Source organism: Fontimonas sp. FW305-C-3, assembly GCF_058783185.1.
The window spans coordinates 160,090-185,879 of the sequence record NZ_JBYSYK010000005.1; the positions used below are offsets into that span (position 1 = coordinate 160,090).

General features: G+C 65.4%; 19 protein-coding genes. 7 read left to right on the forward strand and 12 right to left on the reverse strand.

Features of this window, described 5'->3' with window-relative positions:
- Positions 1–88 precede the first annotated feature (88 nt).
- Positions 89–865: a ferredoxin--NADP reductase gene (locus AC3WUF_RS19440; RefSeq protein ID WP_492428737.1), complete on the reverse strand. Its 777-nt coding sequence runs from the start codon at positions 863–865 to the stop codon at positions 89–91.
- Positions 866–1,221: 356 nt separating this feature from the next.
- Here AC3WUF_RS19440 and AC3WUF_RS19445 point away from each other — a divergent pair, with 356 nt between their 5' ends.
- The 4 genes from AC3WUF_RS19445 (at position 1,222) to AC3WUF_RS19460 (ending at position 5,753) form a co-directional block, all read left to right on the forward strand.
- Positions 1,222–1,509: a hypothetical protein gene (locus AC3WUF_RS19445; protein WP_492428739.1), complete on the forward strand. Its 288-nt coding sequence runs from the start codon at positions 1,222–1,224 to the stop codon at positions 1,507–1,509.
- On the forward strand, positions 1,506–3,143 hold the full coding sequence (locus AC3WUF_RS19450; RefSeq protein ID WP_492428741.1) for a PepSY-associated TM helix domain-containing protein: 1,638 nt from the start codon (positions 1,506–1,508) through the stop codon (positions 3,141–3,143). The genes AC3WUF_RS19445 and AC3WUF_RS19450 overlap by 4 nt, the downstream gene beginning before the upstream one ends.
- Entirely contained in the window at positions 3,140–3,424 is a 285-nt protein-coding gene (locus tag AC3WUF_RS19455; protein ID WP_492428743.1) for a hypothetical protein, read from the forward strand. The genes AC3WUF_RS19450 and AC3WUF_RS19455 overlap by 4 nt, the downstream gene beginning before the upstream one ends.
- A gap of 100 nt (positions 3,425–3,524) precedes the next feature.
- Positions 3,525–5,753, forward strand: a complete 2,229-nt coding sequence (locus tag AC3WUF_RS19460; RefSeq protein ID WP_492428745.1) for a TonB-dependent siderophore receptor — start codon at positions 3,525–3,527, stop codon at positions 5,751–5,753.
- A gap of 60 nt (positions 5,754–5,813) precedes the next feature.
- On the opposite strand, the gene AC3WUF_RS19465 is transcribed toward AC3WUF_RS19460, so the two are convergent.
- The 6 genes from AC3WUF_RS19465 to AC3WUF_RS19490 all read right to left on the reverse strand — a co-directional run bounded on the left by AC3WUF_RS19465 (position 5,814) and on the right by AC3WUF_RS19490 (position 13,702).
- Positions 5,814–6,293 carry a carboxypeptidase regulatory-like domain-containing protein gene (locus AC3WUF_RS19465; protein WP_492428747.1) on the reverse strand — a complete coding sequence of 160 codons (480 nt, stop codon included), beginning with the start codon at positions 6,291–6,293 and terminating at the stop codon, positions 5,814–5,816.
- Between the two features lie 128 nt (positions 6,294–6,421).
- Positions 6,422–7,777 (reverse strand): alkaline phosphatase family protein, encoded by a 1,356-nt coding sequence (locus AC3WUF_RS19470; protein WP_492428749.1) that lies wholly within the window; start codon positions 7,775–7,777, stop codon positions 6,422–6,424.
- Positions 7,778–7,862: 85 nt separating this feature from the next.
- Positions 7,863–8,858, reverse strand: a complete 996-nt coding sequence (locus AC3WUF_RS19475; RefSeq protein WP_492428751.1) for a glycerophosphodiester phosphodiesterase — start codon at positions 8,856–8,858, stop codon at positions 7,863–7,865.
- Positions 8,855–10,141, reverse strand: coding sequence for a CehA/McbA family metallohydrolase domain-containing protein (locus AC3WUF_RS19480; RefSeq protein WP_492428753.1), 1,287 nt, complete (start codon positions 10,139–10,141; stop codon positions 8,855–8,857). The genes AC3WUF_RS19475 and AC3WUF_RS19480 overlap by 4 nt, the downstream gene beginning before the upstream one ends.
- A 43-nt stretch (positions 10,142–10,184) precedes the next feature.
- Complete coding sequence (locus AC3WUF_RS19485) at positions 10,185–11,561, reverse strand: metallophosphoesterase (RefSeq protein ID WP_492428755.1); 1,377 nt, start codon at positions 11,559–11,561, stop codon at positions 10,185–10,187.
- Positions 11,558–13,702, reverse strand: coding sequence for a glycoside hydrolase family 31 protein (locus tag AC3WUF_RS19490; RefSeq protein WP_492428757.1), 2,145 nt, complete (start codon positions 13,700–13,702; stop codon positions 11,558–11,560). The genes AC3WUF_RS19485 and AC3WUF_RS19490 overlap by 4 nt, the downstream gene beginning before the upstream one ends.
- 559 nt (positions 13,703–14,261) lie before the next feature.
- On the opposite strand from AC3WUF_RS19490, the gene AC3WUF_RS19495 reads away from it, so the two are divergent.
- On the forward strand, positions 14,262–17,165 hold the full coding sequence (locus AC3WUF_RS19495) for a thrombospondin type 3 repeat-containing protein (protein ID WP_492428759.1): 2,904 nt from the start codon (positions 14,262–14,264) through the stop codon (positions 17,163–17,165).
- 75 nt (positions 17,166–17,240) lie between these two features.
- Here the strand turns inward: AC3WUF_RS19495 and AC3WUF_RS19500 are convergent, their stop codons facing one another.
- Both AC3WUF_RS19500 and AC3WUF_RS19505 read right to left on the reverse strand, forming a co-directional pair.
- Positions 17,241–18,341 carry a fatty acid desaturase family protein gene (locus tag AC3WUF_RS19500; RefSeq protein WP_492428761.1) on the reverse strand — a complete coding sequence of 367 codons (1,101 nt, stop codon included), beginning with the start codon at positions 18,339–18,341 and terminating at the stop codon, positions 17,241–17,243.
- 29 nt (positions 18,342–18,370) lie between these two features.
- A complete protein-coding gene (locus AC3WUF_RS19505; RefSeq protein WP_492428763.1) occupies positions 18,371–19,471 on the reverse strand; it encodes a ferredoxin reductase in 1,101 nt (366 codons plus the stop codon).
- Between the two features lie 234 nt (positions 19,472–19,705).
- Here AC3WUF_RS19505 and AC3WUF_RS19510 point away from each other — a divergent pair, with 234 nt between their 5' ends.
- Positions 19,706–20,299: a TetR family transcriptional regulator gene (locus AC3WUF_RS19510; protein WP_492428765.1), complete on the forward strand. Its 594-nt coding sequence runs from the start codon at positions 19,706–19,708 to the stop codon at positions 20,297–20,299.
- Between the two features lie 86 nt (positions 20,300–20,385).
- Here the strand turns inward: AC3WUF_RS19510 and pmbA are convergent, their stop codons facing one another.
- Genes pmbA through AC3WUF_RS19525 form a run of 3 tightly spaced genes read right to left on the reverse strand, consistent with a single transcriptional unit; the run spans position 20,386 to position 23,473 of the window.
- Positions 20,386–21,741 (reverse strand): metalloprotease PmbA, encoded by a 1,356-nt coding sequence (gene pmbA / locus AC3WUF_RS19515; RefSeq protein WP_492428767.1) that lies wholly within the window; start codon positions 21,739–21,741, stop codon positions 20,386–20,388.
- 8 nt (positions 21,742–21,749) lie between these two features.
- Complete coding sequence (gene murU / locus AC3WUF_RS19520) at positions 21,750–22,430, reverse strand: N-acetylmuramate alpha-1-phosphate uridylyltransferase MurU (RefSeq protein ID WP_492429083.1); 681 nt, start codon at positions 22,428–22,430, stop codon at positions 21,750–21,752.
- 14 nt (positions 22,431–22,444) lie between these two features.
- Positions 22,445–23,473 carry an aminoglycoside phosphotransferase family protein gene (locus AC3WUF_RS19525; protein ID WP_492428769.1) on the reverse strand — a complete coding sequence of 343 codons (1,029 nt, stop codon included), beginning with the start codon at positions 23,471–23,473 and terminating at the stop codon, positions 22,445–22,447.
- Between the two features lie 106 nt (positions 23,474–23,579).
- Between AC3WUF_RS19525 and AC3WUF_RS19530 the strand changes: the two genes are divergently transcribed.
- The gene (locus tag AC3WUF_RS19530; RefSeq protein WP_492428771.1) at positions 23,580–25,742 is read left to right on the forward strand and encodes an LPS-assembly protein LptD; all 2,163 of its coding nucleotides are present in this window, start codon (positions 23,580–23,582) and stop codon (positions 25,740–25,742) included.
- The last annotated feature ends 48 nt before the right edge of the window (positions 25,743–25,790 follow it).

A 25,790-nucleotide genomic window follows, 5' to 3' on the forward strand; every position in this document is an offset into this window, starting at 1 on the left:
GTGCGACATCGTCCGGGTTTCTGCGAAAGCCCGGCGCGCAACAAAAAACCCCGCCGTTCGGCGGGGCTGGTGCGGGGCTACCTGACGCTTACTTCTCGACGAAGGCGCGCTCGATGACGTAATCGCCCGGCACGCCGATATGCGGCGAGATCGTGAAGCCACGCTCATCGAGGATGCGCGAAGTGTCGGCCAGCATCGTCGGGCTGCCGCAGATCATCGCGCGGTCGGTTTCCGGATTCAGCGGCGGCAGGCCGATGTCGGTGAACAGCTTGCCGGACTCGATCAGGTCGGTCAGGCGGCCACGGTTGCGATACGGCTCACGCGTCACGGTCGGATAGTAGATCAGCTTGTCGCGCAGCAGCTCGCCGAAGACTTCATCGTTCGGCAGGTCGACGCTGAGGAACTGCTCATAGGCCAGCTCGCTGGTCATGCGCACGCCGTGCACGAGGATGATCTTCTCGAAGCGCTCGTAGGCGTCCGGGTCCTTGACCAGGCTCATGAACGGCGCGAGGCCGGTGCCGGTGCTGAACATGTAGAGGTGCTTGCCCGGCTTGAGATCGTCCAGCAACAGCGAGCCGGTCGGCTTGCGGCTGACGAGGATTTCCTGACCCGGCTGGACGTTCTGCAGCAGCGAGGTCAGCGGGCCGTCCTGCACCTTGATGCTGAAGAACTCCATGTGTTCTTCGTAGTTGGCGCTGGCGATGCTGTAGGCGCGCATCAGCGGCTTGTCGTTGACCTTGAGACCGATCATGACGAACTGGCCATTGCGGAAACGCAGCGCCGGATCGCGCGTGGTGCGGAAGCTGAACAGAGTGTCGTTCCAGTGCTTGACGCTCAGAATCTGTTCGGTGCCGATCGCGGCCATCTCTCTTTCATCCCTGGTTGAATCAAAACTCACCGGTCCTGGTTAGGCCTTTTCGGCGGGCTTTCTCCCGCGTCTTATGCCTTCCGGTCCGTCCGTGCGGCGCGCACTTTAGCACCCGCTGAGAACCATTCCTATTCCATATGCTTATATCTGTTTCGCATTTGTGAACAGGCTTCTTAAATTACCCTCCGACGACCCGTCGGACACCCTCCAAACGGCTGAGTTTCATTGCCATCGGAGTTACGAATAATTATCATCTCCGTATCAGGACAGTTTTCGGACATGGCCGGCCGCCCAGGCGGAGGGTCGCGCAGACCCGCCTGCCGCCCCGACCGCCCTCAGGAATCTTCAGCACCATGAGTACCCCCCGCCGCCGCTTCTGGTCCCGCTTTGCCTTGGCCGGACCCATGGCATTCATCTGCGCCTCGCTGTTGATGGCTGGCGGCGCGCTGTGGCTGCCCGCAGGCCGGGCGCAGATCGACAATCTGGTCATGCCCATTGTGCTGTTTCCGGCGATCTGGGCCTGCGTGTTTTTCTACGCAATGCTCGACCGCCGCATTGGCCGCGCCTGGCTGGTCGTCGCCGGCCTTTCCGTTCTTCACGCGGGCATGATCGCCGCGCATGTCATGAGGACCCAGGCGTGATCAAGCTCTCGCAGGACCGCAACAAGCAGCTGCTCGCCATCCATGGCTGGTCCGCGGTCTTCCTCGGCCTGCTGCTCTATGCGGTGATCCTCACCGGCGTCGCCTCGGTGTTCTCCGAGGAAATCGGCGACTGGTCGAGCCCGCTGTCCAGCGAAGTGAAGAATCCGTTTCCGCCCGGCATCGACGGCATGATCCGCGGCCTCGGCGACAGCGTCGATCCGCAGTATCACGAGGAGATGTTCTTCTTCCCGCGCGCCGGCGATCGCCTCTACGCCTTCTTCCACAAGCATGAGCTCGACGAAGACGGCAAGCCGCGTGAGCGCGGTGTCGCTGCCGAATTCGATCCGCGCACGGGCGAAGTCATCGAGCGCCGCGAAGGCACCGACGAAGAGATCGAAGCCGGCGACGAGGCCAATGCCCTCGCCCACTTCATGGTCGACCTGCACGTCCGCCTGCATCTGCCGAATCCCTGGGGCCTGCTGCTGACCGGCGTGCTGGGTCTGGCGATGCTCGTTGCGGCGGTGACCGGCTTCGTCGTCCACCGCCATCTGATCCGCGAGCTGTTCACCCTGCGCCGCCGCGGCGACAAGCTGCTGACCGTGCGCGACACGCATGTGATTGCCGGCACCTGGAATCTGCCGTTCGCCTTCATCCTCGCATTCACCGGCAGCTACTTCAGTTTCGGCAGCGCCTTCGGCATTCCGGTCATGGCGATGGTCGCGTTCGGCGGCGATCAGGACAAGATGATCGAGACCGTCATCGGCAATCCGCCGGCGGTCAATGAAGCCCCGGCCGTCACCGCCAATCTCGACGCGATGATTGCCGATGTGCGCCAGCGCGCCGACGGCGCCGAGCTGTCCTTCGTGCAGGTGTCGCACTGGAATCGTGCCGACGCACTGGTGACGATGTTCATGGACTACCGCGACGGCGAGCTGTTCGGGCCGAACTACGTCTACGACGGCGCCACCGGTGCGTTCAAGTACAGCAAGCCGGGTCTGGGCCTGCAGCCCTCCGCCGGCGGCGCGTTGTTCGAGCTGATGGCGCCGCTGCACTTCGGCAACTTCGCCGGCGTGTTCTCCAAGGCCGTGTGGTTCGCGCTCGGCTTCGCCGGCGCCTACGTGACGATCACCGGCCTGCTGCTGTGGACCACGCGCCGCCAGGAACAGCCGGGCTGGTCGAAGCTCGCCCGCGCCACGCACTGGATGGGCTACGGTCTGCCGCTGGCGCTGACGGTCGCGGCGCTGGCGTACTTCCCGGCGCGTCAGCTGGGCGCAGCAGTCAACAGCGTGATGATGAGTGGGTTCCTGGCCACCGCCGCACTGGCCGCGATCATTGCCGCGCGCGCGACGCAGCTTGAGACGACGAAACGTCTGCTGCTCGGCGCGACCGGCATCGGCCTGATCGTGTTGCCCGCGGTGCGTCTGATCTTCGGCGGCATCGGCTGGAGCGATGCCTTCGGCAATGGCCTGCATACGGTGCTGGCGATGGATCTGGCCTTGATCCTCGGCGGCATCCTGTGCCTGCGCAGTGTGCGCCGGCAGGCGACCGTAGCGATGGTCAGTACCGTCGACGACGACGGCGACGATGCCGACGACCTCATCGGCGGCCGGACCGGCCAGGAAAGCAAGGCATGACCACATACTCCTGGGCCGCGCTGACGCTGGCCATCAGCCTGCTGCCGCTGATCCTGATCGCAGTGCGCGATCCCAAGCGGCTGCGCAGCCTGCGCGACAAACGCGCACCGAGCAGCAGCAGCACACGCCGCGCACTGACCGCCGTCGTCCTGTTGCCCGGCCTGGCGCTGTGCGTCATCGGCCAGTGGCCGGCCTTTCTGATCTGGCTCGGCGGTGTTACCGCACTCGGCTGGATTTTCGTCCTGTGGCTCGCACGCGCACCGATTTCAAAACTGTCTTAGCTCGCCGGCCGGACCGCTGAGGTCCTCCGGCAGCACATGTCCTAGCCAGCGACCGCCCGCGGTTGTCAGCCAAAAACCTGCTCTTGGGGGGCTGATACCGATGTGGAAGAAAACCTTGCTGGCCGCCGCGGTGGCCGGCCTGTCGCTGCCGACACGCGCCGCCGATCCCGCGGAAGCGGAACCCACGCCGCCGCCACCGGCCAGTCCGGATAACGACAAGACGGTCAAGCTCGAAGAGATCGTCGTCGAAGGCTCGCGCATCGATGGCGGCTTCAAAGGCGACGTGCAGTCCGGCGCGTCGAAGACGCCGCTGACACTGCGCGAAACGCCGCAGTCGGTCAGCGTCCTGACGCGCGAGTCGCTCGACCGCCGGCAGGTCTTCAACCTCAAGCAGGCGCTGGAATTGTCGGCCGGCACGCTGCAGTTCAGCGGCAACGGGCCGTTCGCCGGCCAGCCGTCGTTCGGCTTCAATCAGACGACGATCCGCGGCATCGGGATCGATGACCTCTACGACTTCCGCGACGACGGTTTCGTCAGCGGCTCGTACTTCTCGATTCCAGATCTCGCGATCTATGAGCGCGTCGAAGTCGTCAAGGGCCCCAACTCGGTGCTCTACGGCCGCGGCAGTGTCGGTGGCCTGATTAATCGCGTGCGAAAAAAGCCGAAGGATGCTTTCAACACGGATGTCGAGTTCAGCGCAGGCTCTTTCGATACCTATCGCACTGACGTCGACGTCACTGGCTCGCTGCTGGGTTCCAAGGCGGTCCGCGGTCGAATCGTCGGCGTCTACGAGGATTCCGGCTCCTTCGTCGATGGCGTCGAGACCCAGCGCACGGTGATCGCGCCGAGCATCGACTTCGATCTCTCGAGCAGCACGCGACTGCTCGTGCATGCGCTGTATCAGAGCGAAGACATCATTCCCAATACCGGCTTCGGATTGAGTGCGACCCGCGACGGGCTGCCGGTCAATGCGGGGGCGTTCGGCGACGACAGCCCAGACCACTTCGCTGCACCGCGGATCAATCGCCGGGACTACATCGGCGTCGCGACCAAGAATCCCTACACCTGGGAAATCCAATCTGCTTCGGCGCAGGTCGAGCAGGAACTGGGCGACCAATGGCTACTGGCCCTGCGGCTGAGCAGCAGCAAGATCGACACTCCGATCAAGGTCGATGCCTACGCCTATGGTTTCAACGTCAACGACGATCCCTCGACCGACGAGCTTGAGGGCCGCCTGGGCGACATCGACATCCTCGGCAACAAGTTCGACATCAGTCGCGAAATCTGGTCGGGTGAACTGCAGCTCAATGGCGTATTCGAGATCGCGGGCCGCACCGTCAAGGCGACGTTCGGCGCAGACATCAACGAGAACGATTATTTCCGCAGCGGCATGTACACCGAGTATGCCGGGGCGAACATCTACGATGGCGATTTCCAGTTGCCGACCACGCCGCTGACCGAGGGCGCGACCTTCGGCGGAGACCCACGCAGCAGCGGCTACTACGCGCAGGCGCAGATTGCCGCGACTGAACGGCTCAAGGTTCTGCTGGGTGCACGCTACGACGAGGTGAAGTTGCGAACCTTCGACGGAACCGGCGACACGCGCACGAGCGACAGTGACACCGCCAGCGCGGCCACTGGCCGTCTGGGCCTGACCTACGACTTCAGCAAACAGGTCTCTGTCTATTCTCTGTATTCGCAGTCGTTCCAGCCCGTGCTGTTCGATACCGACATCAACAACGAATTGCTCGACCCGGAAACCGGCGACATCTACGAGATCGGCACCAAGACGGAGTGGTTCGACGGCCGCCTGGGAATCGCAGCGGCGTTGTATCGCATGGCGCGAGACAAGATTCCAATTGCGGCCACGGTCGCACCGGGCGAGGATCCTTACTCGATCTCGAGCGGCAAGGAACTGTTCAGAGGCTTCGAGATCGAGGTCAATGGTCAGCCGATGCGTGGCTGGAATGTGAGCGCAGCCTTTAATCGAGTCGACGCCGCCTTTGCGATCTCCGACTGGCAATTCAGCCTGTACAGCGACTACGAAATCCAGAGCGGTGCCCTGCGAGGCCTCGGCTTCGGGGTGACCGGCGTCGCGGTGGACGACCGGCGGATCAATCTGTACAGCGAGGGCACGCTCGACGGTTACGAACGGCTCGACCTGCATGCGTTCTACCGCGGATGGAAACAGCTCGAAGTGAATCTCGTCGTCCGCAACGTCACCGATGAGTTCTATATCGAGGGCGCGGACCGCGGTACTTCGTACGCGGTGTTCGGCTCGCCGGTCGCCGCCCAGCTGAGCCTGCGCTACACACTCAGCGCGCGCTGAGTTCCAAAGCAGCCTGAAAAGAAGGCCTGCCGATTTCGGCAGGCCTTGTTCGGTTACCGCCTAGCTGCTGCTCTGCTGCGCCGGCCAGACGAACACGAGCTTGTTCGGTTCGCCGTTGCGCAACGAAAGGTCGTGCGCCTTGCTGTCGCCGTTGAGGTCGGCAGTGACGGTGTACTCGCCGTCAGGCAGATCGACCAGCATCATCGGGCCTTGGGCGACGGTATCGAGCCGCACGTTGCCGCTCGCGTCGATGATCTTCACGTCCACGCCGGCGGTGAACATGCCGTGGCCGTCCGACGCGCGCTCGGCAAACGTCAACGTCAGCGGATACGAGGTGCTGATCTGACGCATCGCCTGCGCCTCGTCCAGACCCACGCCGCCGACGCGGTAGTTGATGGCGCCGAAGTTCTGCTCCGGCGGCGCTTCGGCGCTGGCGGTTGCGCCCGCCGCAGCCATGGCTGCACCACTGAACAGGCCGACCGTCGCGACGACGAGCGGAATCAGCGGCATGCGATGGCGCTTGAAATTCTGTCTTTGCATGACTCTCTCCTGTAAGCACGCAATGGCGGTACTCACCGTCATGCGTTACGAGGCCTACAGTGTCTGCAAAGCAGCTGAAGTCCGGCTGAAAAACATCGTTCAGCCCGGACTCAGTCTGCGGGCCCAACTCACCAACGGAAACCGGCCTCGATCGCCTTACGGCGCAGGCCTTCGATTTCCGCGTAATGCGCAGCCATGCTCTCGGTCACGACATGCGTGGGGCCGAGCGCGGTGTTGCACAGCGGGTTGCCGAACGGACCGATCGGCACATCGAAAGCAGGGGCATCGGCGCGCGGCGGATTGTCGAAATCCAGCGCGAACGCGAGGTTGTTGGTGAATGCAGAGCGCACGCCGAGCGGTGCGAGATTCCAGCGCCACTCCATGAACTTGAGAATGGAATTGGGCTCGAACAGCGTGTGATCGACATGGCCCTTGCGCACGCGCGGGCCGGCGAGCACACAGGGAACGCGGAAGCCGAGACGGCCATCGTTGCCGGTTTCCTCGACTTCGCGATCGGAGATCGGCATCACCGGCGGCGCGACGTGATCATAGAAGCCGCCCCATTCGTCGTAGTTGATCACCAGCAGCGTGCGATCCCAGGTCGGTGCATTGCGCAGGCTGTTGTAGATGAAATTCAGGAAAGCCTGGCCGTTGCGCACATCGGCATGCGGATGGTCGTCGTTGCACAGCAGATCCAGTCCGTTCTCGTAGAAGAACGGATCGACGAAGCTGATGTTCGGCAACAGACCGGCCGTGCAGATGGCCGGGAATGCCGCGTAGGGTTGTGAGAAGCCGAGGTACTTCGCGCCCCAGATCGCAGTCAGCGGCAGATTGCCGAAGTAGTAGCCGCGCGAGACGCCGGCTTCCGCCGCTGCGTCCCAGATCGTCGGCAAGGTGCTGGTCTGCGGAATGACGCCGAGCAGGCCGCCGGAGTTGTTCGAGCGATCGGTCTGCCCGCAGTGCATGTACACGCGGTTGGCCTGCGTCGAAGCAAGGATGCCGCTGTGATAGCGATCGCAGACCGTCCAGTGCTCGGCGCAGCCCTTGTAGAACGGCAGGTCGTCAGCCGTGTAGTAACCGATCGGGAAGGTATCTCCGGGCGCCGCGCTGGCGAGGAAACCATCCATGGCGCCGTTGTTGTAATGCTCGCGACCGGCGCCGTAGCCATGCGGCGGATCTTCGAGACCGCAGCCCTGATAGTCCGGGTTCAGCCGGTGCGTCGACTGCAGCGCACCGTTCTGATCGCGGAATTGCAGACCTTCCTGCAGACCATCGGCGCCCGGCACCCAGCCGAGCATGTGATCGAACGAGCGGTTCTCCATCATCACGACGACGATGTGATCAATCCCGCTGTCCTTGGGATCCGGCAGACGCGCCGCGGCGGCGATGGGATCGTCGCTGCTGCTGCAGCCCGGCAGCAGGGACGATCCCGCGGCGCCGGCGGCAGCCAGCAGGAAATCGCGACGCGACAAGGGAGGTGCCATCGGATGCCTGCTCGCCAGAGGTGATGGCGATCAGTGTCGCCGCAGACCCGCCGCGGCGACACCGGCAAAAATCGCTCAGGCCGGACTACGGCCGGCAGGCGGGAACGTCAGCGCCCGGCACCTCGGGCGGCAGCATCCTCAATGCAGCTAAGCGCTGCTGCTTCGCGAGCAGGCAGCCGGGGAAGTTGGTGATGATGCCGTCGACGCCGATGTCGATCAGATGCTGAATGTCGGCATCGCGATCGGCGGTCCATGGCACGACCTGCTTGCCGAGCGCCTGCGCCAGCTGCACCGTCGCCGCGTTGAGATCGGCCGAGGTGAACTCGGGCGCGACGAACTCGTGCTGGCCGACGGCGGCGACCGCCAGACTCAGCGCGGCGCCGGTCGGCGTCAGGTACAGCGTGCGGATCGATGGATCGAGCAGCTTGATCAGCTGGATCGCCAGCGGATTGAAGGACTGCACGATGATGCGATCCTGGATGCCGCTGGCATGTATCTCGCCGACCAGCAGCTGCGCGGTCTGCAAACCCTCGACGGTGATGCCGCCGAGGCTGTCGAAGCTGATCTTGACCTCGATCGTCACCGTCGGCTCGTAGTCGCCGCTGAAGGTGGCCGCGTACGCAAACAGCTCGCTCGCGGTCGGCACCCGGACGCCCTTGCCGCGCAGCGGGTGTGCGAGCGTTTCGTCGGGACTCGTCGTCGGCTGGCCGGGCGCGAACCAGTAGGCCGCATCGCACTCGAGCAGGTCGGCATAGCTGATGTCGATCACGGCGCCGCTGCAGCTGGTGGTGCGATCAAGCGTGTCGTCGTGCATCAACACGAGCACGTTGTCCGCGGTGCGCAGCAGGTCTGTCTCGAAATCGTCGACGCCGAGGCGCGCCGCGTTCTCGTAGGCCAGCATCGTGTTCTCGGGCGCGTATGCCGCACCGCCGCGATGCGCGGACACATACGGAACGGCGACGTACGAAGCCGGTGGCGGACTGGCGGACCCACCGCCGCCACCTTCCGGCGCACCCGAACCGCTGCAGGCGGCGAGCAGGCCGGTGCCGGCTACGCAGGCGAACCGCAACACCCGCATCATCGCGCCGCACCACCGGCGGCATCGCTGAGCCAGACCGGCGCCAGATACGCCACCGACTCGCCGCCCGCTTCATGCACGCGCACTGCGTACCAGCGCGTCGCGCCCAGTTCGACAGGCAGATCGAAACGCGCCGAGCTGCCGGTGATCGCCGGGAACTCGACGCCTTCGCTGGTGAACAGGTGGTATTCGCCCACAAACGGCGTGCCGTCCGCGTGTGTCATCGAGACATCGAGCGCCACAGGACCCGCCGCGGCCTCGCACTCCAGGCGCGCGCCCATCGGCGCCTGATGATCGACCTTCAGTTCGGCACGCAGGTGCCGCCCCGGCGACAGGGCGTAGGTGCGCCGCGCGAGCCAGGCTTCGCGGAAGCCCGCTTCATCCAGCGACGATGCGATCGTCACCGTCTTCGCCCGCGTCTCCGCGCCGTATTCCAGGCCGTGCTCGTCTTCGGAGCCGACCGGCGACAGACGCCAGCCGGTGTCGAGCGCCTTGATGTACTCGTCCAGATAACGATCGTCGCGGTTGTCGGTGTTGTACAGCTCCATGCCGAACATGCGTTCGACCGCCGAAGGCACCAGCGCGAAGTCGTTCCAGTTGCAGCCGGGGTCGCTGTCCGACAGGCACTTGTCGGAAGGGTGGTTGAAATGCGCGAGGCCGTCGCCGCCGCCGCCGAACGGCACCGGCGCGGTGATGCTGCCGCCCAGGCCGATGGAATCCGGATCGCGGCCGAACCATTGCCAGAACGTCTCCATCGTCACCAGATAACCGAGGTCGGTCTTGGCGTTGGAGAAGTTCTTCGAGAAATAGACGTTGATATGACCGAAGCGGTCCGAGGTCCACTCGAAGCCGCGGATTGCGAGGAAGTCCGGCGTGCTGATCTCGCTCGCCTGGTTCGCGGTGCTCTGCCACTTGATCAAGGCATCGACCGACGGCGTCAGGCAGGTCAGCAGGCCGTCCGGGGTCGTGAAGCAATCATTGCCGAGCGAGATGAAGACGCCGGTGTCGAGCGAATCCGAATGGTCGCTGCCGCCGACGAAGCTGTAGCCGGCATCGCGGACCTGCGCGTAGAAATCAGCCGGGATCGAATGGATATCGCCGTCGGAGTACGAGCTGTGCTCATGCATCGTGCCTTCGTAATGATGCAGGCCGGCAAGCGCCGGGCCCTCATAAGGCGCGCATTTGGCGTCCTGGCCGCCGGCCGGCGGCGTTGCCGGCGCTGTGTCCGAGGACCCACAGGCCGACAACAGGCCGGCCGCGAGGCCGGCGATGAGCAAACGTGACATTCGAGACTCCCCCGTCTTCTGATGGTGCCAGGTCACGATCCGCTCAGACGTTCCACAGCGTCTGGTGCAGATGGCTGGCGTTGCGCAGTTTGGTATGTGCCTCGACATAACGCCAGTTCGCCCCGGCATCCGCCAGCAGGCGCTCGAAACCGCGCGGCTGGTGGACCGCGGCGTTGCGCGCCAGCTGGCTGCGCGCGGGCACCTCGAAGCGATCGATCTCGACCGGTACGCCGGTCGGTGCACCGTCTTCGGCGGCATCCACCGCGTAGGTCACCGCGACGATCTTGCCGGCCTCGACCGCGTACTCGATGAAGCTGTATCGCCGCTGCTGCGAGGCACTCCAGACCTGCTGGCCGGAGAACGTGCGGATGCCGACGCCGCCACCGCCGCCACAGACCTGCGTGTACCCAAAAGGCAGCGGCAGGCCCAGGCCCATTGGCTTGGAGCGCTGATAACCGTGATCGTGGCCGACCAGCAGCAGGTCGACGCCATAGAGCAGCATGATGTGTTCTTCGAGCGCGACCAGGGTCGGATTGGCCGGGCTGCGGCCTTCCTCGTCGGTCCAGATCGTGAAGTGCTGCAGGAAGACGATGAAGTCGATCTCGCCCGCCGCACGCCGCAACGCGGCCGCGGCCAGATCCGTCTCGATGCGCAGCAGTTCGGCCGGCAGTGTGCCGTCGCTGATCAGCGCGCCGCCGGTCGACACCATGAAGTGCACGCGCTCGTAATCGAAGCTGTAGAACGTGCCTTGTCCCGGTTGGCTGAAGCGCGTCTTGAACGCCGCGCCGTTGCCGTCCTTGTCTTCGTGATTGCCGGGGCAGCACAGCGTCGGCACCTGCGCGAGCAGGTGCTCGGTCTGATCGAACCAGGTGTCCCAGATCGGTTGCTCGCCGTTGGCATACGACAGATCGCCGGCGATCAGGACGAAGTCGCTGCCGCGCGCGAGGATGCCGTCGCGCACAGCGCGCGAGTACTCGGTAGTGCCGTGATCGCCGAAATGAGCGAAGCGGAAGGCGCCGCGCGGCTGCGGCTTGAGCGTGAACTCCGCCGACGTCGCAGTGCCGTTGCGCACGCGATAGCGCAGCGGCAGTTCGGGATCGAAGTCGGTCAGCTCGGCGCGATGGGTGATGACCTCGCTGTCGTAGGCCTGCTCCTGGGTCGCCGTCGCGGTCTTGTCGAGCGCGCCCTGGCCGTACTCGACGACACCCTCGGGCGCGTCCAGGCCATCGGTGAACCAGGTGACCGCGCGGGTCGTGTGCGGATCGGCGGTCCAGCTGACATGCAGGCCGCGCGGCGCGCCCTTGGCGCCGGGGCTCGCGGCGCCGGGACTGCTGCCGGAGCAGCTGTACAGCCAGGGCGGAACCAGCAGGCCGGAACCGGCTTTGAGAAATTGGCGGCGCTTCATCATGGGAAGGTTCATGGCAGTTGATCCGCGGCGACGCCTTCCGGCAGTTGGGCGCCATCGCGGACATAGAGAGGAATGCGATCGATCGGCGCGATGGCGATGACCGGCATCGGCCCGCTGTACAGATCGCCGGTCCAGAAGTCGCGCCAACCGCCGGCCGGCAGGTAGACGACGCGCGTCGTCAGCGGCAGCTCGGCGGTCAGGTCGTGGATCGGCGCGACGAGCAGGTCGGGCCCGAACAGGTATTGGTCCCAGAAGCCGTGCGCGGCCTTGTCGTCGGGAAAGGCGAAGGCCATCGGCTGCACGATCGGCAGTCCTTCTTCGACCGAGCGCTTCGCGGCGGCGGCGATGTAAGGCACGAGGCGATCGTGCAAGGTCGCGTAGCGCTTGTAGCTCGCGATCGAGGCGTTGCTGACCCACCACGGCGGAATGCAGGTCTGCATGACCGGCGACAGCGCACCGAGCTGCAGCCAGCGCTGATAGGTGCCTTCCAGCGGCAGTGCGAGCGGATTGCCGAACGAGGATTCACCGGCGTCCTGCCGCGTTCCCGCATAGCCGCCGATATCCGCGCCGTTGAACGGAAATCCGCTGACCGACAGCGACAGCAGCGAACGCACGGCCTGGGTCAGGCCCAGCTCGCCGGAAATGCTCGTGTTGTCAGCTGCCCAATGGCCGGCCCATTGCGCCGAGCCGTTCCAGCCGCCGCGCGCGAAGATCGTGAAGTCGTCGCCGCGCTCGGCGCGGAAGGCGTCATAGATCGCCTCGTGATAGAGGCCGATGTAGGCGTTGTGGTTGTCGCGATTGTGCAGGCCGTTGAACCAGACCGACTCGTCCGATAGATCCTCTTCGCCGCGATCGACCTTGACGCCGTCGACGCCGCGGCGGATCAGGCCGCGCAGCTGGCCGGTCCACCATTCGCGCGCCGCGGGGTTGGTGAAATCCAGATGCGGGTCATAACCGCGCGGCGGGTAGTACGTGGCGTCGTTGCCGTCCGGCCGGGTGCCGGTCACCAGCCAGCCTTTCTCGCGCGCCATCGTCTCGTACTCGCCGGTCATGTACGGCGACAGCCAGACCATGAAGCGCACGTCCTTGTCGTGCACTTCGCGGATCAGCGCGTCCGGGTCGGCAAAGCGCGCGGGGTCGAAATCGAAACTGCCCTTGCCGGCATCCCAGGGGTTGTCGAGCCAGACCGCGCCGAGCGGAATGTCGCGCGACTGCATGCCGTCGACCAGCGCTCGCACCGATTCGGTCGTCGTGTCGGAGTCCTGCCAGACCATCGGCTCGAACATCCAGTCCGGCGGCGCCCACTGCGGCCGGCCGGCGCGCGCCGTGTGCGCCGCGAGCATTGCGGCCGGCGTGCCGCGATAGAGGACGACGCGCAGATCGGCCGTCTCCTGCATCAGATTGACCGCGTCGCCGCGTTCGAGCGGATTGGCGAAGTTGATCTCACCGCGCGTGTCGGCCGCGCCCCAGGCACCCCAGCCGTCCGGGCTCCAGAAGAAGCTCGCGGCGATTTCGTTGGTCGAGGTCTGGCGGTTCGACTGCGGCCCATGGCTGATCCACAGCGGCAGCGACGTGCCGCGCAGGTCGAAGGCCGAGAATCGCTGGCCGCCGCCGTAGTAGGACTGACCGGCCGGCGCCGCCCAGGAGATTGCGCTGGCCTGGACGCCTTCGGCACCGACCGCCAGTTTCAGCTCCAGCGCGCCATCGTCGGCAAAGCGCACGGTCAGCGTCGCCGGACTGGCGTCGCTGGTCTGCGCATCGAGACTCAGCGTGTCGCCTCGCACGCGGGGATTGTCGAAGCCTTGAACGGACTGCCAGCCGGCCGCCGTGCGGAAGGCATAGGCGCGATAGCTGATATCCGGCAGGCCCGGATAGGCCTGGTCGATGCCGTCCTGGCGGTCGTCGTTCCGTTGGTAGTCGAGATTGAACAGCGGCTCTCGCCCGCCGGCCGGCGCCGATTCGACGAGCAACCTGCCGTCGGCGGTCTCCCAGCGGGTTTGCGCCGTGGTGCCGTCGATGACGAAGCGACTGTGCCCGTCGCTGACGGCGATCGTGCCGCCACCCTGTTCGAGCGTCAGCCTGGAGCTGCCCGAACCGTTGCCGGCGCTATCACCCCCATCGCTGCAGGCGCCCAGCACAAGAACGCCCGCCAAACACCATCCAGCGCCACGCATCCCCATCCCCCTGCGATCAGCCGGCGAGAATAGGAGCCGCCAATGACAGGCACGTGACTTGGCTGGGGCTGCTGGGGCTCCGCGGGGACCAGCGAGCATGCCGCGACTGCGGCCGTCACCGACGCCTTCATCATGATTTCAACGGCAAATTCGGGAATTGAAGTGCGGCTGTTCAGGCGGTCTTAGGCCGTCGCCGGCGAAATGTTACCGACTCTTACTTTAGGTTCCTCGGCCATCTGGTTGAAACTTGACCACAAAGAAGCCTAGAGTACGGCTGTAACAGGCTGCGATTGGGACGTGCCTGCTTCACGCACTTTTCGGCAAAAGTAAAAACCATTTCTCGCGATGCCCCGCAATGTTCGCTGGGCGGACGAGCCGAAAACTGCATCACCGTCTGCGAATCGTTTTCTGTTGCCTTGTCTGCCGCGTCGAGCGACGGCTTGGGGGTGTGGTGCCAGGGGATGTTTGTTCGATTGACGGGATTAGAACCATGAAAGCGATACATCGTTTAGCTCATCGTTTGGCTATGGGCCGCCGCGTGCATGGCTGGCTCATCACGGCCACTTGCGCAGTGCTGGCCTCGTTGTCGCCGATCGCGGCAGCACAGGAAGGCGTACAAGGTTGCGGCGTTTTCGCAAATCAGACCTTGCTGCCGATCAGCGGCGCCGCCGTGACGGCAACGCCGACGACCACCGGCACCTGCATCGGCTGCTCGGTGCTCAATCCGGCCCTGGCGATCAACACGAATATCAATGATGCGGCAGTTTTGACGCGCGGCCTCGGAATCTTCGGCGGCGTGTCGCTGCGGATACGCAATCCGAACACGGTCTACGGCGCGCGCCGCTATGTCGGCGTGCTGATCGAAGGTCCGGCGGAGCTGCTGGCCGCGGACCTGCTGCCCGAGATCGAGATCAACACTTATCTCAATGGCGTGGCCCGCGATACCACGTCGAGTTCGCCCGGCCTGCTGGCTCCGCTGCTCGACCTCAACGCGCTGAGCATTCTGCCCGGCGAGGCCAAGCGTCTGGTGGCCTTCCAGGTCAACAACAGCTTCAACGAAATCGAACTGCGCCTGCCGGCAACGGTGACGCTGCTGTCCGAAGTCAAGATGTATGCCGCCTGCGTCGCGCCGGCTTCGCCGGCCAACGACATTGACGGCGACGGTGACAACGACAACATCGACAACTGCCCGACGGTCGTCAACGAAGGCCAGGAAGACAGCGACGGCGACGGCATCGGCAATGCCTGCGACAACTGCCCGGCCAATGCCAACGCCAATCAGCTGAACTCGGATGACGACGCCCAGGGCGACGCCTGCGACACCGACGACGACAATGACGGCGATCTGGACAATGCCGACAACTGCCCGCTCGTTGCGAACGCCAACCAGGCTAACGCCGACGGCGACGCCTTTGGCGACGCCTGCGACATCCCGCCGCTCGACGGCGACGGCGATGGCCGCCCGGACAGCACCGACAACTGCCCGACGGTGGCGAACGCCAACCAGACTGATACCGATGGCGATGGCATCGGCGACGCCTGCGACAACCCCGGCAACGTCAGCTGCGGCACCAACGGCGCGCACAAGTTCCGCCCGCTGCTGCTGCCGAATGCGGCGACGCTCGGCATCATCGAGCAGATCTGCCTGCTGTGCTCGATCAACGATCAGGACAATGCGATCAACGCAAACCCGAACGACTACGCGACGGTGTTGCGTCCGGTCGGTGCGCTGACCGGCGTCGCGGCGCTGCGCGCTCGCAGCACCAATACCGTGTACCCGGCCGGTCGTCAGGCCGCGCTGATCCTCGAAGACCCGGCAGATCTGCTGTCGGCCGATCTCCTGCCTCAGTTGCAGATCAACACCTATCTCGGCGAGACGCTGCGTCAGTCCAACCAGCAGGACGTCGGCTCGCCGCTGCCGCCGCTGCTCGATCTGGATCTGCTGCAGCTGTTTGGCGAGGGCGGCCGCAAGCTGCTCGTCATCAACACCAACCAGTCGTTCGACGGCCTTGAGCTGAGGCTGCCGTCGACGGTCACCGCGCTGTCGGAGATCCGTCTCTACAACGCCTGCGTCGAGATTCCGCCGGTCGTCAATCCGCCGGATCCGGAAGACCCTGAAGATCCGGAAGAGCCGGACTGCGGCGTCGTGATCAGTCCGGCACCGCCGGGTTATTGCACCGTCGATAGCGACGGCGATGGCCGCGTCAACGAAATCGACAACTGCCCGACGGTGGCCAACGCCAATCAGGCCGACACCGACGGCGACGGCATCGGTGACGCCTGCGAAAACCTGACCGCGGACAGCGACGGCGACGGACGCCCGAACGGGACCGACAACTGCCCGACGATCAGCAACTCCAACCAGGCCGATCGCGATGGCGACGGCATCGGTAATGCCTGCGATGCCACGCCGAACGGTCCGGACCCCGATGGCGACGGCCGCGGCAACGCGATCGACAATTGCCGGAATGTCGCCAATCCGAATCAGGCGGACGCCGACAACGATGGCATCGGCGACGCCTGCGAGACCGCATCGACGGTCGACAGCGACGGCGACGGTGTCCGCAACCATCTCGACAACTGCCTGACGGTCAGCAACGCCAATCAGGCCGACAGCGACGATGACGGCATCGGCAACGCCTGCGACGTGCAGACGGCAGGCCCGGACGGCGATGGCGACGGCATTTCCAACGCGACGGACAATTGCCCGACGGTGCGCAATGCCGATCAGGCCGACGGCGACGACGATGGCGTGGGCGATGTCTGCGACCTGCAGAACGAGCCGGACGGCGACAACGACAGTGCGCCGGACAGCACCGACAACTGCCCGACCATCACCAACGCCAGTCAGGACGACAGCGATGGCGACGGCATCGGCGACGCCTGCGACAGTTCGACCAGCGGCCCGGATGGCGATAACGACGGCATCCCGGACAATGTCGACAACTGCCCGACGGTGGCGAGCACGAACCAGACCGACACCGACGGCGACGGCATCGGCAACGTCTGCGACAACACGCCGGGCACCGGCGCCGGCACGCAGGACGTGGTGCCCGATGCCTTCCAGTTCTCGCGCCCCGTCGGCGTTGCAGTGAACGATGAGCTGACGAGCGAGTACGTTCGCATCACCGGCATCAATGCACCGGCGGTGATCGAGGTTACGGGCGGCAGCTACAGCGTCGACAGCGGCGCCTTCACGACGGCCCGCGGCACGATTACCAGCGGCCAGCTGGTGCGCGTGCGCCACATCTCGAGCGCTGCCTACGCGTCGTCGACGGTGACGACGCTGACCATCGGCGGTGTCGCCGGCCGCTTCGAGTCGGTGACGACGGATGTTGCGCCGAACAGCGAATCGGATGGCGGTGGCGGCGGTGCGTTCAATCTGTGGCTGCTTGCCGCAGCCGCTCTGTGGCGCCGGCGCGCGGCACTGCGCCTGCGCTAGTCGTACAACGCAAAAGGCCCACCCGTTTCCGGGTGGGCCTTTTTGTTTGCCCGCGGAAAAGTCCGCGCCGCGCGCTTACGCCGGCAGCGCGTGCGCCGGCACCTGCGGTTCGAGGGATTCACCACCCGGCAGCGACAGGCGCAGCACGCGCCAGGTTGTCGTGCCGAATTGACGCGCCAGCGAGCCGGAGTTGTAGGGCAAGTTGTACTTCTTGCACAGCGCCTGCACGCGCGGCGCAATCTCGGCGTAGCGGTTGCTCGGCAGATCCGGGAACAGATGGTGCTCGATCTGGAAGCTGAGGTTGCCCGACATGATGTGGAACAGCTTGCCGCCATCGATGTTGCAGGACCCGAGCAGCTGGCGCAGATACCAGCGGCCGCGGCTTTCGCTCTCCAGCTGCGCGACGCTGAAGGTGTGCGAGCCGCTCGGGAAGTGGCCGCAGAAGATGATCATGTACGACCACAGGTTGCGGACGAAGTTGGCCGTCGCGTTGCCGGCCAGCACGTGCAGGAACATCGGTCCGGACAGCAGCGGGAACAGCACATAGTCCTTCAGCGACTGGCGGCCGGTCTTGCGGGCCACCGCCTTGAGGCGCTCCCACGCCGCGCGCACGCTCTTCTTGCCCTCCAGAACCTGGTCGAACTCGACGTCATGCAGCGCAACGCCGTACTGGAACAGGCCGGCGAGCAGCGCGTTGTAGACCGGCTGGCCGAGATTCCAGGGCCGCCATTGCTGCTGCGGGCTCATGCGCAGGATGCCGTAGCCGACATCGCGGTCCATACCGACGACGTTGGTGTAGGTGTGGTGCATGTAGTTGTGCGAATGCTTCCACTGGTCGGACGGGCACGCGGTATCCCACTCCCAGTTCGATGAGTGGATCTTCGGATCCTTCATCCAGTCCCACTGCGCATGCATGACGTTGTGGCCGATCTCCATGTTCTCGAGAATCTTCGCCACCGACAGCATCGCCGTGCCGGCAACCCAAGCCGGCGGGAAGATGCTGGCGAACAGCAGCCCGCGGCCGCCGAGATCCAGACCGCGCTGGATGCGGATCATGCGGCGGATGTAGGCGGCGTCCTTCGCGCCGCGGCTGGCCTTGACCTCGTCGCGGATCGCGTCGAGTTCGGCACCGAAGGCATCGGCCTGGGCGTCAGTGAGATAGGTCGCGTGAGTCATGGTGCGTTTCCTGGTTTGAATGCGGGGATTCAGAGCGCGATTTCGATATCGCCGACCGGCGCGCAGACGCAGATCTGCACGAGGTCGCCTTCTTCGGCGAAGGTCTGGCCGTTGCGCAGATCGCGCACGCAGCCGGATTTGAGCGTCACCGTGCAGCCGTGGCAGATGCCCATGCGGCAGCCGTGCTCCGGATTCAGGCCGTTGAGTTCGGCCAGTTCCAGCACGTTCTGGTCGCTGCGGCCGGCGGCGCTGCCGCCGGTCTTGCTGAAGTGCACCGTACCGGTCTGCGTGGCGCTGTCGGCCTGCACAGCGCGCGGACGGAAGCGTTCGACATTGAGCTGAGCGGCAATGCCGGCCTGCTGCCAATGGTCTTCGAGCATCTGCAGCATCGCGTCCGGGCCGCAGGCCCAGGTCGGGCGATCCTGCCAGTCCGGGCACAGGGCCTGCAGCTGCGCCAGATCGAGGCGGCCGTGCTGGCGCGTGTAGTGGCAGTGCAGCGTCAGCTGCGGATGGCGCGCGGCCATGTCGAGCAGGCTGTCGCCGAAGATCGTCGACGCCGCATCCGGCGCGCTGTGGATCACGGTGATCTGCGGCATCGTACCGCGTGCTTCGAGGCTCGCCAGCATGCTCATCACCGGCGTGATGCCGCTGCCGGCCGTGACGAACAGCAGGCGTTCCGGCAGCACCTGCGGCAATACAAATTCGCCGGCCGGTGCTTCGAGATAGACACGTTCGCCGAGGCTCAGGTGTTGACCGACATGGGTGGACACGCGGCCGTCGGCAATCGCCTTGACCGTGATGGTCAGGCAACCATCGGCGCGCTCCGGCGCCGACGAGATCGAGTAGCAGCGCCAGTGGCGCACGCCGTCGATATCCACGCCGAAGCGGATGAACTGGCCGGCCTGGTGCGGCGGCAGGCGGCGCTGCGGACGCAGCGTCAGGGTCAGGGCATCGGCTGTCGCGAAGTCCAGGCCTTCGATCACCGCGCTGTTCTCGGCAACCGCCGGGCGCAGATATTCGACGGGGTTCAGCGGATAAGTCAGCGGCGCGGTCAGCACGGCCAGCGCGCGGCGGCTCCAGCGCCTGGCGATCGGCCCCGCGGTCAAACCAGCATTCGAACGTTCAATCACGGCTGCACTCCAGTAAACATGTGTTCACTGTAATCGCAGCGCAGCATTGCAGTCAACACTTGTTTACTGAATTACTGCTTGTGACTGTTTTTATTTGATTTATTAGACGTTAAATGGGTTTACGTATGCTAGTATAGCCGCTCAATGACGAGACATGTGCGCTCAAAGAGCAGTGATTCTGGCGACCGCGAAGGCGGCCGGGACGAGCGCAAGCGCCGTACTCGCCGCGGGCTGATGGACGCCGCGCTGGAACTGCTGGAAGGCGAACGCAGCTTCAGCAGCCTGAGCCTGCGCGAAGTCACGCGCAGCGCCGGCATCACGCCGGCCGCGTTCTACCGTCATTTCTCCGGCATGGAGGCGCTCGGCCACGCGCTGATCGAGGATTCCTTCGAGTCGCTGCACCAGCTGATGCGCCAGGCGCGCGAAGGCCAGTTCCCGACCGCGCACATGATCCGCGCGTCGGTCGCGGTATTCCTCGACCATGTCGCCGCACACCGCGCGCATTTCAGCTTCATCGCCAAGGAACGCTTCTCCGGTTCCTCTGCGGTGCGCATCGCCATCCGCAAGGAAACCCGGCTATGGGTCGGCGAACTCGCGGTCGACCTGTCGCGCTTCCCCGCCCTGAAGAAATTCACCGCCGAAGACCTACAGATGCTTGCCGGCCTGATGGTCAACGTCGTCATCGCCGCGACCGAGCTGTTGCTCGATACGGCGCCGGAAGACAAGGACGCGCTGCAGCGCATCTACCGCTACGCGGAGAAGCAGATGCGCCTTGTGATGCTCGGCACGGCCCTGTGGGACAGTGGGACGGCGCGTAGCAGTCCGTAGGCTGGGATGAAGCGCAGCGGAATCCCGGCAGAATGCGCAAATGCTGGGATTCCGCGGCGCTTCATCCCAGCCTACAAGTCCGACCGTCAGTGCCCCGCGATCGTCATCCGGTCGATCAGCACCGATCCGCTGCGCGTATTCGCCAAAGGATCGATGTCATTGCCGATCGCGACGATGCCCTTGAACATGTCCTTCAGGTTGCTGGCGATCGTCAGTTCCTCGACCGGATACGCGATCTTGCCGTTCTCGACCCAGTAGCCCGCGGCGCCGCGCGAGTAATCGCCGGTGACCAGATTCACGCCCTGCCCCAGCAGCTCGGTGACGAGCAAGCCGCGATCCATGCGCCTGAGCAGCGCGTCGAAGTCGTCGCTGCCGGGTTGCACGAACAGGTTGAACACGCCACCGGCGTTGCCGGTGGTCTGCAGGCCAAGCTTGCGCGCGGAATAGCTGCCGAGCAGCCAGCCCTGCAGCACGCCGGCCTTGATCAGCGAGCGTTCGGTCGTGGCGACGCCTTCGCCGTCATAAGCGGCACTGCCGGCGCCGCGCGGGATATGCGGCCGCTGTTCGAGCGTGACGATGTCGGAGCACACGGCTTCGCCCAGGCGGTCGACCAGGAAGCTCGCCTTGCGATACAGCGCGGCGCCGGACATGGCGCCGATCAGGTGGCCCCACAATCCGCGCGCGAGTTCGGTCGGATACAACACCGGCACTGTGCGCGTATCGATCTTGCGCGCACCCAGACGCGCGGCGGCGCGGGTGCCGGCCTTGTGGCCGATCGCCTGCGGCGACAGCAGATCCTGTGCGCTGCGGGCGCTGCTGTACCAGTAATCGCGCTGCATGTGCTCGCCGGTGCCGGCGACGACCGCGCAGCTCAGGCTGTGATTGGTGCCGAGGCGCGCACCGAGAAATCCGTGCGAGTTCGCATACAGGCTGCGGCCTCGGTGCGAAGAAACGCCGGCGCCCTCGCTGCCCTGGATGCGCGGATCGGCGGCAAAGGCGGCGGCTTCGCAGGCGGCGGCGAGATCGATCGCCGCATCCGCGCTGAGGTCCCAGGGATGATCGAGATCCAGGTCCGGAAACGACTTCGCCATCAGCGCGGCATCGGCCAGGCCGTTGCTCGGGTCCTCGCCGGTCGCGCGGGCGATATCGAGCGCCGCGGCCACTGCCGAGCGGATGCCGGCATCGCTGAGATCGCCGGTGCTGGCATTGCCCTTGCGGTGGCCCAGGTAGACCGTCACGCCCAGATCGCGGTCCTGCTGGAACTCCAGACTCTCGACCTCGCCCTTGCGCACGCTGACCGACAGGCCGCGGCTGGCGGAGATGCTGACTTCCGATTGCGTCGCGCCTTCTGTGCGCGCGTAGTCGAGAGCAAGCTGGGCACTGCGTTCCAGCGTTTCGGCGCTGGGAAGCAGCTTGGCGGGGTCGGTTTTGGTGAGGGTCATTAAGTGCTTTATGAGTGCTGCAGCTGCAGATTCAACGCATCGAGTCGATCGACGGTCCCGACATCTGACCACAGTCCGCGATGCAGCTCACCGCCGACCCGGCCTTCGCGCATCGCCGCGCGCAACAGCGGGACGTGGCTGAAAGCCCCGGGGCTGCAATCCTTGAACAGCGCCGGCCGCATGATGCAGATGCCGCTGTAGGTCAGGCGCGCGTTCTCGCCTTCGCTGAGCCGGCCGTCGTTCAACACGAAATCGCCGTTCGGATGCTGCGGCGGATTGGCGACCATGACCAGATGCGCAAGCATTCCGGCCGGCAGCGTCCCGGCGCGCAGGCGCAGCGCCTGCAGATCGACATCGCAATAGACATCGCCATTGACGACGACGAACGGCGCATCGCCCAGCAACGGCAGTGCGTTGTGGATGCCACCGCCGGTTTCCAAGGCCGGCCAGCCTTCGTCGGAATAAGTGATCTGCACGCCGAAGCGCGTGCCATCGCCCAGCGCGTCGCGGATCTTCGCACCAAGCCAGCCGAGATTGACGACGACTTCGCGAAAACCTGCTGCGGACAAGCGCCGAAGATGGAACTCGATCAGCGGCGTGCCGCCAACGGCAATCAGCGGCTTGGGCGTCTGATCGGTCAACGGTCGCATGCGCTCGCCGCGACCGGCGGCGAGGATGAAGGCCTTGATGGCCTGCTCGCCGCTCACGCCTGCAGGCCCAGCTCGTCGAACAGCTTCAGCAGCGGCGCGAGTTCCGGATATTGAGCGCCGACATCGCGCACATAGGTAATGAACCGCGGCACGTCGGCCAGGTAATGCGGTTTGCCGTCGCGGTGGCAGATGCGCGCAAAGATGCCGATGACTTTCAGATGGCGCTGCAGGCCCATCCAGTCGGCGGCCCGCCGGAAGTCCTCGAAGCGGACATGGACCGGCAGGCCGGCGGCGGCGGCTTGCTGCCAGTAGCTGTGCATCCACTGCTCGACACGCCGCGCCGGCCAGGACAGGAAGGCGTCACGGAACAGCGAGACGACGTCGTAGCTGATCGGCCCGTAGACCGCGTCCTGGAAGTCCAGCACGCCGGGGCTGGGCGTGGAAACCATCAGGTTGCGCGGCATGTAGTCGCGGTGCACGTAGACCTTGGGCTGCGCCAGCGCGGAAGCGATCAGCAGCTGCTCGATGCCGGCCAGCGTCTTGCGCTGCGCGGGGCTCAGCTCGCGGCCGAGGTGGCGACCGACATACCAGTCCGGAAACAGGTCGAGCTCGCGCTGCAGCAGCGCGGCATCGTAGGGCGGCAGCACGCCGTCGCGGCTGGACAGCTGCCAGCGGATCAGTGCGGCGATGGCGTCCTGCATCAGCGCATCGGCGTTGTCCGCGTTCAGCACATGCAGGAAGGTCTGCCGGCCAAGGTCGCTAAGCAACAGATAGCCACGCGCGCGATCTTCGGCCAGCACCCGCGGCGCATTGAGCCCGGCGTCGGTCGACAGCCTGGCCACCTCGATGAACGGCTCGAGGTTCTCGCGATCCGGCGGCGCATCCATGACGACCCAGCTCTGAGCGCCCGCAACAATGCGGAAGTAGCGCCGGAAACTCGCATCTGCCGAGGCCGGTGCAAATTGCACGTCCGGCGCTGTCTCCAAGTTCAAATGGCGCAAGGCCCACTGACGGGCATCGTCAGCACGAAGGTCCGGTTCGGTCGCTTGCGGAGTCGCGGTCTGGGTCACAGGCGGGGCCATCTTCAAATTCGGCGCGAAGCTTACACCAGCGGTCAAACCGGCCTTCCAATTGCACCGGAAGGACTCAGCGTCAATACTTCCCGGCCCTGAGGTCGGAACCCGTCTGTTGCCTGTCCGTCGCCTGATCCCGCCAGCCCTGCTGGCCTGCCTGCTCGCCGCCCCTTCGGTTCACGCCGAGGTCGGGACCTGCGTGCAGCTCGCCGAGCCGCTGCCCAAGCTGGACTTCTCCCCCGATCCGCGCCTGATTCTCGACGCCGACCGCGCCGATCTGCTGTCCGGCGGCCTGTCGAGCCTGACCGGCTCGGTGCGCCTGCGTTACGGCGACAAGGAGTTCACCGCCGACCAGCTCGACTTCGACAAGGAAGCCGGCACGATCGCGGTCAATGCCGAGTCCAATTTCCGCAACGAAGAGCTGCTGATCCGTTCCGAGTCTGCCAGCTTCGATCTCAACACCGAATCCGGCCTGTTCAACGACACCAGCTTCGTGCTGACCGAACGCGCCGCGCGCGGCACGTCGCAGCGTGTCGAGCTGGCACCCGATGCCACCGTCGAGCTCGAAGACGTGCGCTACACCAGCTGCGCGCCGGGCACCGACACCTGGTACCTGGAAGCCAGCGAGATCAAGCTCGACACCGACGAGGGGCTGGGTACTGCCAAGCATGCGCGTCTGCGCTTCATGGGCGTGCCGATTCTGTACGCACCCTGGTTCCAGTTTCCGATCGACGACCGGCGCCGCAGCGGCCTGCTGTTCCCGGTCATCGGCGATACCGACAAGACCGGCTGGGATTTCCGCGTTCCGCTGTACCTGAATCTGGCCCCGAACTACGACGCGACGATCACGCCGCGCTATATGTCGGACCGCGGCATCCAGATCGACACGCAGGGTCAGTACTTGCTGAAGCGTGCCGAAGGCAGCATCGGCTACGAAATTCTCGACCAGGACCGCGCGACCGGCGAGCGTCGCGACTTCACCGAATTCAGCCATCGCGGCGTGCTTTCGCCGCGGCTGGGCATGGACATCCACTACGCCGAAGTCTCCGATCCGGCCTACTTCGAAGACCTCGGCGGCACGGTCGACCTCAGCTCGATCACCCACCTGGAACGCAGTGCGCGCTTCATCTACAACTCGCCGGCGGCGTACACGGTGCAGGCCTTGTTCCAGGATTATCAGACGATCGCCAGCAACCTCGATCCGATCGACGATCCCTACCGGCGCGTGCCGCAGCTGCGCATCGACGCGATGACCCGCAACAGCCTGTGGAACACCCGGGCCGGCGCCGATGCGGAGTACGTCAACTTCATCCGCAGCAACTCGGTGGAAGGCCAGCGCGTCGACCTGCATCCCTACCTGCGCTGGGAAAAAGACCGCGTGGCCTGGTTTGCGAAATCGCAGATCGACTACCGCTATACCGCCTACGAGCTGACCGACACCGCCGCCGGGATTGCCTCCAGCCAGGACCGCGCACTGCCACAGTTCAGCGCCGAATACGGCCTGCGCTTCGAGCGCATCGACGGCTCGGGCGCGCTGCAGACCCTGGAACCGCGGCTGTATTACCTGTTCGTGCCGACGGTCGATCAGGATTCGCTGCCGGTCTTCGACAGCGGCGAGCCGGACTTCGACTTCACCCAGCTGTTCGCGCGCAACCGCTTCTCCGGCGAAGACCGCATTTCGGACGCCAACCAGTTCGCCGTTGCGCTGACCGGGCGCCAGCTCGATGCCAACAGCGGCAATGTCCGCGCCAGCGCGAGCTTCGGTCAGCTGTTCCGTTTCGAGGCGCCCGAGGTCCAGCTGCCGGGCGAGCAGGCGCCGCCGCGCGGTGCGACCGACTTCATCGGCAGCGCCAACATCCAGATCTTCGACCACTGGACCGCGCTGGTGGACACGCAGTGGTCGCCGAAAAGCTCCAATTTCACCCGCACCGCGGCCGGCCTGCGCTACCGCAGCGACCGCCGCTGGGCCGAGCTGGCCTACCGGTTCCGCGAGGATCTGCTGGAACAGACCGACCTGATCGTCTCGACCCCGGTCTACGGCGGCGTCAGCCTGCTCGGCCGTTGGCGCTATTCGATCGCGGACGACCACACCCTCGACAGCATGGCCGGCCTGTCCTACGAAACCTGCTGCTGGGCCGTGCATACCTCGTACCGGCGCTACGTGGCCGATACCCGTGGCGACTTCAATTCCGGCGTCTATGTGCAGCTCGAGCTCAAGGGCCTGGCGCGGATCGGCTCCGGCATGACGGACCTATTTCCGAACTCGATGGTCGAATGAGGCCCCGGCATTCCCGCAATACGCGATAATCCCGGCCTGACCGCGCCC

What these genes read in the sequence shown, in the direction of transcription:
- AC3WUF_RS19455 (WP_492428743.1), top strand. Translation starts at nt 3,140, where the DNA reads ATGACCACATACTCCTGGGCCGCGCTGACGCTGGCCATCAGCCTGCTG.
- AC3WUF_RS19445 (WP_492428739.1), top strand. Translation starts at nt 1,222, where the DNA reads ATGAGTACCCCCCGCCGCCGCTTCTGGTCCCGCTTTGCCTTGGCCGGA.
- AC3WUF_RS19525 (WP_492428769.1), bottom strand. Translation starts at nt 23,473, where the DNA reads ATGGCCCCGCCTGTGACCCAGACCGCGACTCCGCAAGCGACCGAACCG.
- AC3WUF_RS19460 (WP_492428745.1), top strand. Translation starts at nt 3,525, where the DNA reads ATGTGGAAGAAAACCTTGCTGGCCGCCGCGGTGGCCGGCCTGTCGCTG.
- AC3WUF_RS19510 (WP_492428765.1), top strand. Translation starts at nt 19,706, where the DNA reads ATGGACGCCGCGCTGGAACTGCTGGAAGGCGAACGCAGCTTCAGCAGC.
- AC3WUF_RS19480 (WP_492428753.1), bottom strand. Translation starts at nt 10,141, where the DNA reads ATGTCACGTTTGCTCATCGCCGGCCTCGCGGCCGGCCTGTTGTCGGCC.
- pmbA (WP_492428767.1), bottom strand. Translation starts at nt 21,741, where the DNA reads ATGACCCTCACCAAAACCGACCCCGCCAAGCTGCTTCCCAGCGCCGAA.
- AC3WUF_RS19485 (WP_492428755.1), bottom strand. Translation starts at nt 11,561, where the DNA reads ATGAACCTTCCCATGATGAAGCGCCGCCAATTTCTCAAAGCCGGTTCC.
- AC3WUF_RS19475 (WP_492428751.1), bottom strand. Translation starts at nt 8,858, where the DNA reads ATGATGCGGGTGTTGCGGTTCGCCTGCGTAGCCGGCACCGGCCTGCTC.
- AC3WUF_RS19500 (WP_492428761.1), bottom strand. Translation starts at nt 18,341, where the DNA reads ATGACTCACGCGACCTATCTCACTGACGCCCAGGCCGATGCCTTCGGT.
- AC3WUF_RS19465 (WP_492428747.1), bottom strand. Translation starts at nt 6,293, where the DNA reads ATGCAAAGACAGAATTTCAAGCGCCATCGCATGCCGCTGATTCCGCTC.
- AC3WUF_RS19440 (WP_492428737.1), bottom strand. Translation starts at nt 865, where the DNA reads ATGGCCGCGATCGGCACCGAACAGATTCTGAGCGTCAAGCACTGGAAC.
- AC3WUF_RS19470 (WP_492428749.1), bottom strand. Translation starts at nt 7,777, where the DNA reads ATGGCACCTCCCTTGTCGCGTCGCGATTTCCTGCTGGCTGCCGCCGGC.